The following is a 15,820-nucleotide window of genomic DNA, read 5'->3' as shown; positions in this document are numbered from 1 at the left end:
GTATCTGCTCACCCCCTCCAATTTTAGTGGGTGTAGGTGGTTGATTGAAAAGGCTTCTGCAACAGGGATGTTGCAGAGAGCTACAGGGACGTATTGATGCGTCCTTTGAAATCAAGCACCTACACCCTTAATTCAAAGCGGGCGAGTAGTTACCATTCAGCAAAGCCTCTAGCGATGCGGCCTTTCAGCCCACATCAAACTTATCTTGCGAGAAAAAGCTGTCAGTGCTTTTATTACAATCGGGCTGGCGTAACGAATAAACTCACCCAACAAGCGCCACAGCATCAACAGAGCGCGTTGCAACTTCCCCATTATTGTTAGGCCATGGGTTTTGAGTTTCGAGAAATTCAGCGCCTGATCGCTTATCCAACCGTGACGATGTAACCAGCGCATGACGCCGCTGACATACAAAAGAACAAGACTGATTCCGGAAAGAAACCAGATGAAGCGGCCGGAAGCGCCTAATGCTTCGCCGGTATGCACCGGCCACATCCAGGCCATCAGCTTTTCACCGGTAGAAAATTTGGCCGGATCGCGCACTTCCTTGATATGACCGCTCCATCGGTCTATCCATACCATCGTAAAAGGGTGTTTTTGATTAATTTCACTGCCCTGCCGAAGGTTGACCTGAAAGGTTCCGTCAACACCGGAGGGCGTTGTAATCCGTCTTAATTCTGCTTTTGGAAACGGGGCTTTCGCTATGAATGCTGCTTCCGATAATCTTACCGGCCGATTATTCGGCACAGCGGTACTCAGAATCAAAGGACCGTTACCGCCATGACTCATCCCTGTCGAGCCGGTTAATGATTCCAGCATTTGCGGAAAACTCAAATTTAATCCGGTCAATGCCAGACTCAACAAAGCCACGGCGCTCAATAGCCCTATCAAACGATGCGCATCAAACGCAAACTTGATCAGGCTGTTATGTTGAGTCGAAAAAACCGCAAACAAGTGTTTTCTGGCCGGCCACCACAGATAAAGACCGGACAAAACGGACAAGACCATTAGCAGACCCACCCCACCCACAATCTGCCAACCCAACGCATCCCATGCCAACTGTTTGTGCCAGTCAAGCAGCCAGGTCATGGCCGTTTGCCCCCAAAGGCGGCTTGCCACCACTTCCGCCGTGTAAGGATTGATAGACACCATCAATGGCGCGTAAATCTGCCCCGTTGTTTCATAAGGCTTTTCAAACCAGGCTGTAACAGTGTCATGCGAGGCGTCCGGCATCTCAAGCGTCCAGGCGCCGTGACGATCCGGATGCGCTTTTTTGACAGCATCCAGCAAGTTATCCAGCGATTGATAATTGTCCTGCGAATGTTCTATGGCGAGCGCCGGATTGAACAGCTTATCCAGCGTATCCCGGTACAGGGACACGCTGCCCGTGAGGCCGATGATAGCCATCAGCAACCCGGCGCTCAAGGCCAAATAACGGTGTAGCACAAGCCATTTGGCGCGAAAGGTCGCCTGATATTTTATCAGCTGCATGAGTCTTGCTTTTTCTTGATTCTTAAAGACGTATCATTGATGTCAAATCAACCCTTACCAATAACGGCCCATGGTTGCAATCACAACGACCAGTAATCCCAGGCTTAGATTAATACCGATCAGCAATCTGATCTGGCCCAGCTTCGCGCCGCCCATCGCCCAATCAGCCATCTCAACAGCCTGTTTCAGGCGTTTGAAGGGGGCAAAATAGATGTGTCCGAAGATAAGCATCATGATGATACCCAGCATTAACATCGTATGCACATGCATACCGGCTGATCCCATCCCGCCCAGCACCGAGAAAGTGATCCACAGGCCGGTCAATAAAAGAATGATGATGGAACCCCATACATAGGGAAAGAAGCGTTCGAATACTTGCGCCCACAAAGTCAAGCGCATGGGCACTTCTAACAACTGGGCGGCAACAGGGCGCAACGCCATATAGGCGAAAAACATGCCGCCCACCCAGATAACTGTGGCAAGAAGATGCAAAGTAATAGCTAAAGACATGTAAAACTCCGGAACATTGTTATAAATGAGCCTGCATTATAACGAACGGCCTTCATCTTAGCGATGTTGAGCCTTGCTAAACAGTAATTCTCAGTTTGAACTTATGCGGCTTTGAGGATTGGCGTAAGCCTTGAGTGGAACACCGTAGCCCCATCCTTGGGGGCTTGATGGTAGCATCCCTGCTGCCAATATCCCCGCAAAGCTTACGCCTACCCTTTTGTATCATCAAACTGGGAAATGCTGTTTGTTAAAGGATAAAGACCGGTGACTGTTGGTTGTTAAAATGAACGTTATTTGGACGGATAAGCAAAGGGCCGGGCCAAAGGTTCTCCGACAAACACGCCCTGCCCCGGCATGCCGACACTTTTCCAGTAAGCTTCAATCAACGAACTGCCGCGCAGGTAGTTGGCCATCAACACGCCCGGATGCGGAAATTTGGGCGGGAAATTACAGGGCTCGACCACCGCACCGTAACTGGCTGTTGCGCCTGCTTTTAACCAGTCCAGGATGTTCATTTGTTTACTGCCGGAAAGAACGCCGCCGGCAGACGTCAGATGATCGGCAATCGCTCCTGGCGGATATCGGTTTTCATTGATGTAGGGCACTTGAGTCAATCCGGTAAAATAAAACATGACGTCGTCCTGCCCTTTGATAAATTCTTTTTCCATATAAAAAACCGGCCATACGCCTTTAAATCCTTCCGCTATCTTGGGAAAAAAGACGGCGCGGGAACTGCGCGCCTTATCCGCCGTTTTCAACAAATAGGCCGAACCTTTCGGCTGGGAAAAGTCTGCTGCAATGCCCCGGTCTATCAGCGCCTTGACGTCCTCAAAACTGTTTCCGGCCAACATCATGGTGGGCCTTAAGCCATAATCTCGAAACGGTAAAGAACTGATCGAATTGAAATAAGGACTTTTGCGCGTTAACTCACACCCTTTCGCACAAAACGCTTCGTCAAAACCCGTCGCAAAAGCGGTGGTTATCGACATGCAATCGACCCGGTAAGGCTGCATCCAGCTCAAGACAAAGGCCTGAACATGCGCCGGCGTCTTTTCATCCACCCGCTTTTTTTGCACGGCAAATTCCAGTCGGCTGAGCACCTTGGTCTTTGGATTAAACCGGATGTGAATCATCTGATCGGCCGGAACACCTCGGCGATGCTGGTAATAATCCGCAATTTGCAGGCTCATTGGATCGGCATCATTGGCAATAATCGCAATATCTTTTGCTGTTAAAGCCGATAACGGCGCCAACAACGGATTAAGCGGTGCCGCATTGGCTGAAAGACTCAGACAGGCTATCAGCAACCCGCCAAATAACAGGATTAGTTTACTCATTTAAATGCGCTCCGGTGTTAACGGTCGCAACAAGCTGCCAACCGAAAGGGTATTCCAAGATAGAGATTATAGCCATTACCAAAACGATCATGAATATGCTTCATCACCCGGAAAAATGAAGGTACCCGTTTTCAGGTGAGGTTACAGAACTGTTCAACCCTCGCGGACCGAACCAGGAAAACTGAGCGCGGCCAATCCGTATAGACCCAAGGCCATAAATACCAGCACGGTAAAACCGAATTGCATCGCAATCAGCGTCGCCAGAATCGCGCTGACCACGGAGGCACAGCCATTCACACCCCAAGCCCAGGGGATCAATTCCGGAGTGGTCCGGCTGAGGCTAGACAAGCCCATGGGAAAAGGCATGCCCATACAAAACCCAAGCGGAGCAATCAGCCCTACCGAACAAATGATCTTGGTAAGATCGTTCATTTGCAACAGAAAATCGATGATGCCTTCAAAGTTCAGAATATAGAGTGTACTCACCAGTGAGATACCGGCTATCGGCCAGATGATCATCGATTTTTCTATGGTCTCAGACAGCTTTTTTGAGTAGTGACTGCCAATTCCGGCACTGAGTAAAAATGTACTGACCACGACAGTCATCGCATAAAGGGGATGATGCATAACCAGAATAAATTTCTGAATAAATGCGATTTCGATAAATAAAAACGCCAGACCCAAACATGAAAAATACGACAAAACGCGGAAATGTCGACGCGAGCCGGACGAAATACCCAGTTTTCGTTTCCACAACGCAAGCGGCACAACAATTAATATCAAACTGACACTAGCGGCCTGCACCAAACCGATCAGTAAAAGCAAATAGCCACTTTCCAATAATGAAATACCGCCTTGACCCAATAAAGATAAAATTTCAGGCAGTGTCCGCCATTTAAAAAAATGGAAAAAATACGGACGATCGTCTGTTGATGGCTCAATATTGAATTTGTAATCGGCGATGAAATCTTCACCCTGTTCAACTAATAATGCTGTTGCAGCCTGATAGTAATAAGGTTCCTGCATGATATTGAAGCGGTTGACTTCCGTCGCGTTGATGCCCGGATAATAATCGGTATCGAAACTGCGCGCTTCGCAAAAATGCTTTAACTCGGCAATTTCAGAATCGGAAAATGCCCCATTTTTAACCAGTAACGTGCCTGTTTGCCAACTCCGGATCAACACGATGTTGCGTTCCGGATTGTTGACCTTCAGATGGGTTAAAGCCTTCTTCACGGTGGCGATCAGTTTAGGCAAATCCCGCGGCGGAACTTTTATCCATCGCGTTAAACCGAGATATCCGCCCGGCTTTAAATGCCGCAAATATTCGGCTATCGCCTGCTCTGTATAAAGATATGTTTCTGACAAGGCATAAAGTCCCGCAGCCGAGGCACCAAAAGCATCCAGCAAGGAAATAGCGATCAAATCAAACTGTTCTCTAGACGTTGCAACAAAGCCTCTTGCTTCGGCAATATGAACAGTGACATGATCAGGATCGTAGAGTTGGCCGGCAAAACCGGCATATTTTTTCTTCACCAGATCAACTATTTGCGGATTCAACTCCACCGCATCGATGTGCTCGATTCCATGGTAACGTGCCTGCAACACATCGCTGCCGGTTCCTGCGCCCAAAATCAGGACCCGGTGCAGTTTTTGTAAATGGTAGGGCAAGGCCGACGTGGTCTGATCCAGATGGCTTATTGTTTCAGGATTGCCGTCATATTGCGTGATAGCCGACATATTATCGGCATCGGTAAACACACCCAGCTGCGGCGGAGGTTCTGAATCGGCATTTAGACTCAGTCCCGGCGCATGGCGCAAAGGCATTTGCGTACTCTCAACCACGCTAAGCAAACCTAACGGACTGGAATACTGCTCAACAACACGGGTACCGGGTATTCTCAACAATTGATTCAAGTCTTTATAAGGCGAGACAGTCAACGACATATCGCTTAACAACCCGAAGGCGCTGAGCGCGACCAGCATAAACAGCGTCATCCATACGCTTGCTTTACCAAACGCCCCGCGAAAAGCCAATGCCATCACCAGCATTGCTGCGCTCAGCCCGAAACCGGCCAATACGAACAATATTTTGTCCGGTAACAGTACGAACAGCGCACCGATGATACTCAAACTGCCTATACCCGCTCCACAAAGATCGGCCGCATAAATTAATGACGCATCCTGTCGATATTGATAAAACGTCAACCCGATCACATTTGCGGCGAAAAAAAACGGCAGCGCCAGCAACACATAAAGCGCGCACATAAACCAGAACTGTTGAATCGACCATAGAATCTGCACCGAATTGAACGGAATTTGCTGAGAGATCCAAAAACAGCCGGGCACCGATAAGGCGAACAAAACCAGATTTGCAAAAATGGCCCGCGGATAAACAGCGGTCAGACGCGCTCGGTTAAAGGCCAAAAATACCCCGCTGACACCGTAACCTAATAAGGCCAGACTGATGATCAAATAGGCAAAATGATGCCATTGGATAATTGAAAACAACCGGATCAACAACACCTCATACGCCAACGAACAGGCTGAGGTGATAAAAACAGCCAGCAATAATGAATAAGCCGGTTTTGCTTTCACCATTTAATGTTGCCCCGTTAACGGAACAAATGAAACCGGTAATATTTGCCGGGTAGTCACTTTGTTGTCCTGGTCTTTTGAGACCAAAATCAAATGCTGAACGGTAAAACGGCTGCCGACTGGAATGATCATTCGTCCCCCCGGCTTTAATTGCTTGATCAGCGGCGGCGGTATATGACTTGCGGAAGCCGTCACGATGATCGCATCGAATGGTGCAGCTGCCTCCCAACCGTAATATCCGTCACCCACACGGGTCTGAACGGCCTCGTACCCCAAACTTTTTAGGAGTCCGGCCGCTTTTTGGCCTAACGCTTCGATAATTTCAATGCTGTAGACATTACCCGCCACTTCGGCAAGTACAGCCGCCTGATAGGCAGAACCGGTTCCGATTTCCAGAACCCGGCTATTTTGGGTCAGCCCCAGCAAATCCGTCATAATCGCAACGATATAAGGCTGGGAAATCGTCTGCCCATGGCCTATTGGCAAGGGTTTATTCTGATACGCATAAGGCCTCAAATTCTCCGGCACAAACTCATGCCGTGGCACTTTACGCAGTGCCTGCAGAACATGTTCATCCAGGACGTCTTTGCCTAGAAATTGGCCGGTTAACCTGACATCCACCTCGATCAAGTCGACCAGGCGTTGACGCTGCTTCGTATATTCCGCTTCTTCGGCCAATACCGACCGCATCAGGCAAGCCAGTATCAAGCCCGCCATTATTAAAGGGGACATTACAAAATGACTTTTGTTTTTCATACGTTTTATCCTCCGGACTTTAGCGACTTCTGTCTTGAACAGCGGTCACTTGGATGAGATTTAGTACACTAATGATCGTGGTATAAAAATCCATCCGTGAAAAGAATGAGTGAGGGTTGATAGTAATCTGCACTCATTCAAGGAGAAAAAAAATCAGTTACTGCTTTGAGGCAAACATCATACAAAAATCCGATGGGTACGACAAAATCCTTTTAGTCTGTAGCGTTATTGATAAAACGCGTCATAAAACTGAACGGCTGATCCAATCATCAACTCCCTGATTGAGAGGGGTTGGCAATCTCAATTTATACTCAAAAAGCTTTGTTGTTTTTGAAAACCATGTTATTAATCCTTGTCTTTTTTGGCAGAAATTTACCACTATTCCTTATCTACGAGAAGCCGACCAGATGACCCTGAATTCTTATGCCGAATTACAGCCTGTTCATGCGTCATCCGACATCCAGGAAAGCATACTGATCATTACCGACAGCACAACAGAGGCCACTCAACTTGCCGCCCAGCTCGCTGAAAAAGGCTACCACACCGTCAGCATGCCGCTTTTTTCAGTGCTTGATAACACGATGCCAGAGCATTTAGCCCTGCTTGTCGTCGTCAACTGTCAGGGCGCCTGCTGTCAACTCAATAAAAATCTTCGTTTAATAAACAAAGAGACAACCATTCCGGTCATTTGCCTCAATGACCTGCACAACCGGGGTAGACGATCCAATATGGGCTCGCTGAAACTGAGGGGCTTGCTGACTATGGCTAGCGCACTGGATGCTCAGCGCCGACCGCTACAGACGGCTATCTCCGAGTCTTTCGCTACAACCCTGGAACGCAGGCATTTTGAACGGCGCAAATCTATCCGCTTAATGCCAATAGTGGACAGCGCAGCAGCCGGGACGCTGGAGCCGGATGATACCGTCATTCATCTGTCCATCGTTTCGGAACGTGACAAGCAGATTAACAAACTGGCAGCTCAGTTCAGCGACATACCCACCTTGAATGTCGATAGCACCGGCTTTAAAGATATGGGGATGATCCCCCAAAAACTGGCGTCATTACATCCCGATTTGTTACTGGTCTACACGGCGTTTACCAATGGCGCTTTGACCGAATGGCTACGGGTGATCAGGCAGACCGATGCAACAGTAAAAATTATCCTGCTTTACAATGATGAACGTCCCTGCCTGATGAAAGAAATTGTAGAGTTCGGCATCTCCGGTATTATCAAAACCAATGCCAGACCGGATTTGTTTATAAAGGCGATCAGAACGGTACATCAGGGCGAGCTCTGGCTTCCACACCACTTGATGAGTCAGATCATTTCGCACTTTTCAACACAAAGTAAGCTGCTTAAAAGTCATCCACATTTTAATTTACCCGGCATGATCAACGCCTCATTGCTGACACAGCGTGAAATCAGCATTACCCAACAGGTGGCCCAAGGACTTACCAACAAAGAGATAGCCAAGTCGCTGGATGTCAGTCCGGAAACCATCAAAAAACATCTAAAAAGCATCTTCGAGAAATCCGGCGTGCATACCCGCAGTCAATTGGCAGCCATTTATAGCAGTTCACCGATCATCGAGCCTTTACCGTAAGAGCTGAAGCGACTGTAGGGTGGATTCACCGCCAAGCAATCCACCAGATCGAAGCGACACAACCGACCCTCGCCCGGACCCTTCCAAACAAGGCGCATTTATTTTGAGGCTGGCTTATTTTCCCGATCAGGTGATACTTCGGCCTTGGCGGTTTGCTGGCGCGAAACCGCCCTACCTGCTGGAACACAGTGAGTGAAAACGTAGGGCGGATTCGCGATAGCAATCCGCCAACATCGGAGCCAGCCAAACCAACACTCCACCGGACCTTCCCGAACAAGGCGCTTTTATTTTGAGGCTGGTTTATTTTCCCGATCAGGTGATACTTCGGCCATGGCGGTTTGCTGGCGCGAAACCGCCCTACAACTTCGGCCATATGGCGGCGGTAGGGTGGATTCGCCGCCAGGCAATCCACCAATTCGAAGCGACAAAACCCACCCACGCCCGGACTTTTCCAGGCAAGGGATTTTTATTTCGCGGCGGCTTATTTTCCCGATTAGGTGATACTTCGGCCATGGCGGTTTGCTGCCGCGAAACCGCCCTACCTGCTGGATAACGGTGAGAACAAGTTCGCGGCGCGGCGACAGCCAAAACCGCACATCCTGACTTAAACACAACCAATCGGGCCGGGGTACCCATTTGGGGAATAGGTTTTGTTGTGAAAATTTGAAATTATATGACCGTAGTCTTTTGAACGGTTGGTCAGCTAACAGTTGATCAACCATTACGGTTAGGATGACGTTGGATATTACTGAACGCCATCCCATTTATAAAAAGGAAAAGGGATTTCCAATGAAACCTTTAGGAGGTTGTCATGAAAACGTTTAAACAAAACAAAATAGCGATCGCGCTATTCGCGTCGATCATTACGCTGGGACTTGGCAGCCCTGCATTTGCGGAAGGAACTGCCAGCACTCCAGTTTCGGATGGTGGTGTAACGCCATATATTATTGATGGTGCAAACCCAGGAGGTAACCGGACTTGTGAAGAGGTTGGAACGGCATTTTTTAATGATCCTGATTATTATGAATTTTCCAGTGCAAGAGTAAATTATGATGATAAAGATGGAACATTTGACACAGCATTTCCATTGGGGCTGACTGTCAATACAGATGGGACTTATGTAAATTTTAGCTCAACTTTCGGCATTGGCGCAGCGATTGTCAAGGGTAGTGATGATGCCAATGTCTATGTCTATGATCCCCAAGTTAATAGCGACTCAGGTCTGGCGTCACCTCCTAATGCAAGTGGCAAGCCGGCCGGTCTCAGTAACCTGACCTTCTGCTGGAATACTGAAAAGGTAGCGCAATGGTGCTCTCCTGGTTATTGGAGACAACCTCATCACCTGGACTCTTGGGATGCGACCGGAATTAGCCCTGATACCCTTTACAGCGAAAGATTTGGTGCAGCTCCCCAACTGACCAAAAAGGGTAAAACTGATGGTGCAGTAACAGATCCCACATTGTTAGAAGTACTTCAATCACCCCAGTATTATGGCGGAGATGCTTTCAACAGAGTCGGCGATTTGCTGAGTGATGAACACCCGGATGTCAATTACTCTGGCGTACGTATCGAAGACAGCTGCCCACTCGATTGAGTTTCTGACCCTACGGCCATACGGCGGCTGTAGGGTGGATTCGCCGACAGGCAATCCACCAGATCGAAGCGACACAACTAACCCTCGCCCGGACTTTTCCAGGCGAGGGTTTTTTATTTGGACAGGTGTTTATTGCTGGCCGGTTAGGTGGCATTTTGGGCCATGGCGGTTTGCTGGCGCGAAACCGCCCTACGCTTTTCATTCTGCTATGATTTTTATTTTGTGGAATGGTTATGTCCAATTACCGGCGAAATTTTGTGGCTGGCGGCTGTTACTTTTTTTCCGTCAACCTGCTGGATCGGCAACAATCGTTGCTGACGGATCATATCGATTTACTGCGCGACTCGGTGCGCAGAGTCCGGCGTTTATATCCATTTCACATCGATGCTTGTGTGATCTTGCCCGATCATCTGCATTGCGTTTGGACATTGCCGCCGGACTCCGTCGATTACCCGGTACGCTGGCGTTTGATCAAATTGCTGTTTTCCAAAGGGTTGCCTCGCACCGAACGCTTATCTGCAACTCGGCGCCAGCGGTCGGAACGGGGCATATGGCAACGGCGGTATTGGGAACATACGATTGTCACGGAACGGGATTACCAACAGCATATTGATTATATCCACGTCAATCCATTGAAACATGGGCTTGTCACACGCGTGCAGGATTGGCCACATTCGACATTTCACCGTTATGTTCTCGACGGCGTTCTGCCTTCGGATTGGTGTGGCGAGATTAACGCTTTGCCCAGTGTTTCTGATTAATCAAGTTGGCCCATGGCGGTTTGCTGGCGCGAAACCGCCCTACAAACTGGAACAAACTCGGCCATACGGCGGCTGCAGGGTGGATTCGCCGCCAGGCAATCCACCAGATCGAAGCGACAAAACCCACCCTCGCCCGGACTTTTCCAGGCGAGGTTTTTATTTGGACAGGTGTTATTGCTGTGCGAGGTGGCATTTTGGCCCATGGCGGTTTGCTGGCGCGAAACCGCCCTACAACTGGAAAAAACATGGCCATATGGCAGCTGTAGGGTGGATTCGCCGTCAGGCAATCCACCAGATCGAAGCGACAAAACCACCCTCGCCCGGACTTTTCCAGGCGAGGTTTTTATTTGGACAGGTGTTATTGCTGTACGAGGTGGCATCTTGGCCCATGGCGGTTTGCTGGCGCGAAACCGCCCTACCTGCTGTTTAAGCGTTGGTTTCCAGCCAAAGTGACACACTGTTGGCGACTTCATCCAGCGCTTGTTGTAATGCGGCAGCGCTGATCAATAAGGCTGAACTGCCCTGCGCCATTTCCACATCCTGACACCGGGCGGCAACTGCATCCAGAGACAGACTGAACGCGGCACCTTTGATCCTATGAGCCAGTGCGGCCACTTTATCGAGTTCGCTCCGCTGCACTGTCTCGGCGATTTGGTGACCGGCATCGTGATACTGATCGATAAAGAGCAACAGGTATTTTTGGTAAGCGTCGATTTGTCGCCATGTTTTAAGCCCCGCTTCAATATCGATTCCGGGCAAATCAAGCATTTCGCTGATCGGTTCGTCATCCGGCTTCGGGTTCTGTCGGTTTAAAGGTTCTTCATCGGGCGGGCTATCGTTTTGTGCCGGGCTTAAAGCGTTGATTTTGCAACCTGTCCAGTGCTGAATCTGCGCCAATAAATGGGGGATATTAAAAGGCTTGGCGATGAAATCATTCATACCTGCCTCAAATGCGGCATCCTGCAGATTCTGAAATGCGCCCGCGGTCAGAGCCAATACCGGCAGATTAGCCCAGCTAGGATTCTCTCTAATCCGGCGAGCGGCAGAATAACCATCCATCCTCGGCATTTGAATATCCATTAAAACAATATCCACAGCATCGCCATATTGAGCCAACCACTCCAGCGCATCCTGACCATCGAGCGCCAAACTCACGACTGCGCCTTCAGTTTGAAGTATCCTCTGCGTCACTTCACGGTTAATCTCGCAGTCGTCGACCACCAGCACCCTGATGCCGGAAATACTGCGGCCACAGGTTTTAACTGGCGTCATTGGCTCAGGTAAATCGGCCTGTTGACGCTTTTGAAAGGCAGTGGTCACCGCGTTATAAAGCATCGAAGAAGTCACCGGTTTATTCAGTATGCCCTCCGCGATAGCAATACCCGGCTGAGCAAGCAATTCGTCAGTTGAGTATGATGTCACCATCAATAGAACCGGTAATGTATTATTTTCCGGTACAGCCCTGATGATGGATTCTGCCGTCACCAGACTATCCAGTCCCGGCATATTCCAGTCGATCAACACCACATCATAGAGGTTATGGTTATTAATGCTTTCCACTATCTGTAAAATGGCCGATTCGCCGCAGTCAGCCGCATCGGCATGCCAGCCCAAACCTTGAGCGGCAAGCATCAGGGCTGCGCGTGCCGGTTTATTATCATCGGTCACCAATAGGCGAAGACCGGCTAATGGCGGAGAGAATTGCTCCAGATCGGGATCACGCGGCAGAGTCAGTTCGAACCAAAACTCACTGCCCTCACCGAGTTGGCTGGTGAGTTGAAGTTCTCCACCCATTAAATTCACCAGTTTTCGGCTGATCGCCAACCCAAGGCCGGTACCGCCAAATCGTCGGCTGATGGAATTATCGGCCTGCATGAATTCCGTAAAAATGAGTTCCTGCTGGTCTTTCGATATGCCGATACCGGTGTCGCGCACCGAAAACCGTAAGCTGAGCTGATCCTCTCTTTGTTGCTCCAGGCTGACACGCAATTCAACTTCGCCCTCATCGGTAAATTTAATCGCATTATTAACCAGATTGACCAGCACCTGCTCCAGACGCAGACAATCGCCTATTACCGCATCGGCATCAAGGGGAGGAACAAGGATCAATTCCAGATTCTTTTTACTGGCTGAGGCGGACATCAACGAGGCAAGATGACCCAGTACATCGGACAAGAAAAATGGTGCGTTTTCAATTTTCAGGCACCCGGCTTCGACTTTGGAAAAATCGAGGATATCGTTGATGATTGCCAGCAAAATATTTCCGGAATCCTGAATTTTTCTAACCAGTTTCCGGGCTTCGTCGCCCAGCGGCAATTGTTGTAACAGATAACTGAAACCCAGTACCGCATTCATCGGCGTCCGTATCTCATGGCTCATATTGGACAGAAAGGCGCTCTTGGCAATGTTGGCGGCTTCCGCCTCGGCTTTGGCCTGCACCAATTCCGCGGTACGCCGTTTTACCAATTCTTCAAGATGATAGCGGTGCTGTTCAAGTTCTTCATTCAGTCTTATCTTTTCGGTAACGTCCCTATCCAGTCCGCGATAGCCCAGTAAGTTGCCATTCCGGCCCAGAATCGGTACCGCATTGGTCTGCATGTGGCGCAGACTGCCGTCCTTGTGGATGATGATAATTTTCAGATCACGAACGGGCGAACGGCATGCGGCAATGGCGGCAAACTCCTTGCCCAATCGCGCGGCATCTTCAGCCGGAAAAAAATCGAAAGCTGTACGGCCAATTAGCTCTTCGGGGACGTAACCCAATACCGCCCTGACCGACTCCGAAACAAACGTGTAACGGCAATGGTCATCCACTTCCCATATCCAGTCGGCAGAAGCCTGCGCAATATCCTGAAAACGCTTCTCGCTCGCTATCAAGGCCTGCTCGGCAAGCACACGCCCGGAAATGTCTTCGGACAAGATAACGATACCGCCTACGCTACCATTACTCTTCATCCAGGGCCTGACTTCCCAGCGTAACCATTGGCGACTGCCGTCCATACGCACAAAGCAATCGTTATCGGCACGCACCACCTCACCTGCCAGGCCTTTTTGGTGCGCATCTTTCCATTGACTGGAAATTTCCGGGAACAGCTCATAGTGGCATCGACCAATGATATCGCCGCTCTCGATTAAAAAATCATCGATCCAGCGCTGACTGGCGGCGATATAACACATATTTTGATCGAACATGGCCAGCGAAGCCGGTGCACATTCGATAAACAGGGAAAGCTTCGCTTCACTTTCTCTGAGTGCGGCCTCGGCGGCCACTCTCTCACTAATATCTCTGACCAGCACAACGAAGAGTCGCTGGTCCTCAAAAAACAGTAAACCAAAATTGATTTCCACCGAAAACAAACTGCCGTCCTTATGCCGATGCCGTCCCACTAATCTCTTGTTTTCGCCGCTTATAATACGGTTCCATTCGGCTTGGGCACTCTGCAGATCAAAATCTTGTTCAAGATCGCAGACATTCATGGTCAGCAACTCCTCTTTCGAGTAACCGACACTCTCGCATGCCCTGCGGTTGACATCGACGAAGTTACCTTCGTAATCGTGGATAAACATCGCATCCGGAGACGCTTGATCAATCCAGGTCCGGTAACACATGTCAGCGGAGTGAGTTTCAAGTGTGTTCATTTCTCTCGGTGACAACTTTCAAGCTGTCATGAAATGGTTATAGAGGTCAACATAAGCCGCCCTTTTGAATAGACGAGGGGTATAGACGCGACACAGAAAAACGGCACATTCAGACTAAAAAGCCGACAAAACCGGTTATTGATGGGTCACAATGATGGCATGAACAACATTACCGTCACCTTGATACAGCAATTCATTAAACGACATGTTTTTAGCCATCGCGATACCGCGTCCGTGATTGTCATTGATACGCTCAAGTTGCATATCCAGATAAGGCTCCCAATCAAAACCCGAGCCTTGATCGGAAATGATGAACGTCAGGTTACTGCTGTTGCGTTTAAATTTGACTGTAACGGTTTTGTCCGCATATTCGGGAAGATTAAGGCGCCGATTGATCTCTGTCTCCAATTGGTTGTCTCTGATCAGTTGAGTCTTTTCATCATATGTGATGGCAAGATTACCGTGTTCTATGGCGTTTAGCAGCAATTCCATCAAGCCCATTTCCTGAGCCATATTCAGGTTACCGGCACAGGACAGAAAAGCCGTCATCTCGCGCGCTTCTTGACGGTTACGAAAACTGAACGAAAGTTCATTGACCCGATGTAAACTCTCTTTCAGATTAATCAACTCTTCTCTTGCAAGCCGCGTGTCCCGGTAAAGACTCAAGGCATTATCAACGACTGAAAGTAATTTTTCGGCTGAAAACGGCTTGGTCAGGTAGTAATAGGCACCGGCACGAATGCCTTCCAATATTTTCTCGGGCGCGGTATCCGCCGTTTGCATAATGACCGGTAAAATCCGTAAATCGGGATCGTCTTTGATCTGCTTTAACACTTCAATTCCGTTCATTCCCTCCATGAATTTATCCAGAATGACCAAGCCATATGCATGAGGATCACTGTTTAGAAGATCCAGGGCATCCTGCCCGTTACTTGCAGTAACAATTTTATAGTCAAGTTCCTTCAAATAGATGCTTATCTGGGCAAGACAAATTTCTTCATCGTCAACAACCAGTATCATAGGTTTTTGGGCTGTCATAGGTATCCTTCCAGGTAAATACTGGTGGTGAGCGGTTTTGATTAAAGCAAAGCTTAGTCCATAGTCATCAATTGCAACACCCTAACAAATAAAGCCTTGCTGTTTTTATGCTAAAAAAATACATTTTTTAGCATAAATGCCCTCTACGTTGATGTTTAAATCCCTCCCAGGCTCCGACGGCTCTCAGGATGAAAGCTTTTACCTTTAAAAAGTTCGCCGAAGCGCAATCGAATAATTCTCGATTAACCCTACCTTTAACCTGTAATAAAAACTCAAATCAAACTATCTTTGTAACTACTCGCCCGCTTGGAATTAGAGAGTGGAGGTGGGCCAATGCCTTTAAGTTAAGCGTATTTAGTGCCTGAACGGAAAAGCCGTTTTTTCAAAGTTTCCGCATCAAAGTGGGCGATTTATTTTTCAAAAAATTTTCCGGGCACATCAAAAACCAGTTATTTTCGGAATGCCTGTCATTTAATAAGAATTGTTCTCAATAAC

The 15,820-nt window shown here is 48.7% G+C and carries 12 protein-coding genes; 4 read left to right on the top strand and 8 right to left on the bottom strand.

The genetic code is table 11. The annotated features are described in order from the left end of the window. Positions 1 to 168: 168 nt before the first annotated feature. From Q7V32_RS01150 to Q7V32_RS01130, 5 genes are all read right to left on the bottom strand, one after another. Positions 169 to 1,488 (bottom strand): PepSY domain-containing protein, encoded by a 1,320-nt coding sequence (locus Q7V32_RS01150; protein WP_304895157.1) that lies wholly within the window; start codon positions 1,486 to 1,488, stop codon positions 169 to 171. Positions 1,489 to 1,542: 54 nt separating this feature from the next. Next, on the bottom strand, positions 1,543 to 1,998 hold the full coding sequence (locus Q7V32_RS01145; protein WP_304895156.1) for a CopD family protein: 456 nt from the start codon (positions 1,996 to 1,998) through the stop codon (positions 1,543 to 1,545). Between the two features lie 290 nt (positions 1,999 to 2,288). Continuing rightward, a complete protein-coding gene (locus Q7V32_RS01140) occupies positions 2,289 to 3,335 on the bottom strand; it encodes a TIGR03790 family protein (protein WP_304895155.1) in 1,047 nt (348 codons plus the stop codon). 153 nt (positions 3,336 to 3,488) lie between these two features. Beyond that, positions 3,489 to 5,936, bottom strand: coding sequence for an SAM-dependent methyltransferase (locus Q7V32_RS01135; protein WP_304895154.1), 2,448 nt, complete (start codon positions 5,934 to 5,936; stop codon positions 3,489 to 3,491). Continuing rightward, positions 5,937 to 6,689 (bottom strand): protein-L-isoaspartate(D-aspartate) O-methyltransferase, encoded by a 753-nt coding sequence (locus Q7V32_RS01130; RefSeq protein WP_370691395.1) that lies wholly within the window; start codon positions 6,687 to 6,689, stop codon positions 5,937 to 5,939. Between the two features lie 407 nt (positions 6,690 to 7,096). Between Q7V32_RS01130 and Q7V32_RS01125 the strand changes: the two genes are divergently transcribed. From Q7V32_RS01125 to Q7V32_RS01110, 4 genes are all read left to right on the top strand, one after another. Continuing rightward, a complete protein-coding gene (locus Q7V32_RS01125; RefSeq protein WP_304895153.1) occupies positions 7,097 to 8,293 on the top strand; it encodes a response regulator transcription factor in 1,197 nt (398 codons plus the stop codon). Between the two features lie 289 nt (positions 8,294 to 8,582). Continuing rightward, positions 8,583 to 8,846, top strand: a complete 264-nt coding sequence (locus tag Q7V32_RS01120; protein ID WP_304895152.1) for a hypothetical protein — start codon at positions 8,583 to 8,585, stop codon at positions 8,844 to 8,846. A 258-nt stretch (positions 8,847 to 9,104) separates the two neighbouring features. Beyond that, on the top strand, positions 9,105 to 9,887 hold the full coding sequence (locus Q7V32_RS01115) for a hypothetical protein (RefSeq protein ID WP_304895151.1): 783 nt from the start codon (positions 9,105 to 9,107) through the stop codon (positions 9,885 to 9,887). 233 nt (positions 9,888 to 10,120) lie between these two features. Then, the gene (locus Q7V32_RS01110; protein ID WP_304895150.1) at positions 10,121 to 10,648 is read left to right on the top strand and encodes a transposase; all 528 of its coding nucleotides are present in this window, start codon (positions 10,121 to 10,123) and stop codon (positions 10,646 to 10,648) included. On the opposite strand, the gene Q7V32_RS01105 is transcribed toward Q7V32_RS01110, so the two are convergent. The 3 genes from Q7V32_RS01105 to Q7V32_RS01095 all read right to left on the bottom strand — a co-directional run bounded on the left by Q7V32_RS01105 (position 10,645) and on the right by Q7V32_RS01095 (position 15,325). After that, a complete protein-coding gene (locus tag Q7V32_RS01105) occupies positions 10,645 to 11,028 on the bottom strand; it encodes a hypothetical protein (RefSeq protein ID WP_304895149.1) in 384 nt (127 codons plus the stop codon). The genes Q7V32_RS01110 and Q7V32_RS01105 overlap by 4 nt on opposite strands. A gap of 46 nt (positions 11,029 to 11,074) precedes the next feature. Then, entirely contained in the window at positions 11,075 to 14,287 is a 3,213-nt protein-coding gene (locus Q7V32_RS01100) for a PAS domain S-box protein (RefSeq protein ID WP_304895148.1), read from the bottom strand. Between the two features lie 135 nt (positions 14,288 to 14,422). Then, positions 14,423 to 15,325, bottom strand: coding sequence for a response regulator (locus Q7V32_RS01095; RefSeq protein WP_304895147.1), 903 nt, complete (start codon positions 15,323 to 15,325; stop codon positions 14,423 to 14,425). Positions 15,326 to 15,820 lie beyond the last annotated feature (495 nt).

Source organism: Methylicorpusculum sp., from assembly GCF_030651835.1.
In the GTDB taxonomy this organism is placed as follows: Bacteria; Pseudomonadota; Gammaproteobacteria; order Methylococcales; family Methylomonadaceae; genus Methylicorpusculum.
The sequence above is the reverse complement of the archived record's forward strand: the minus strand, read 5'-3'. Positions and strand labels throughout refer to the sequence as shown.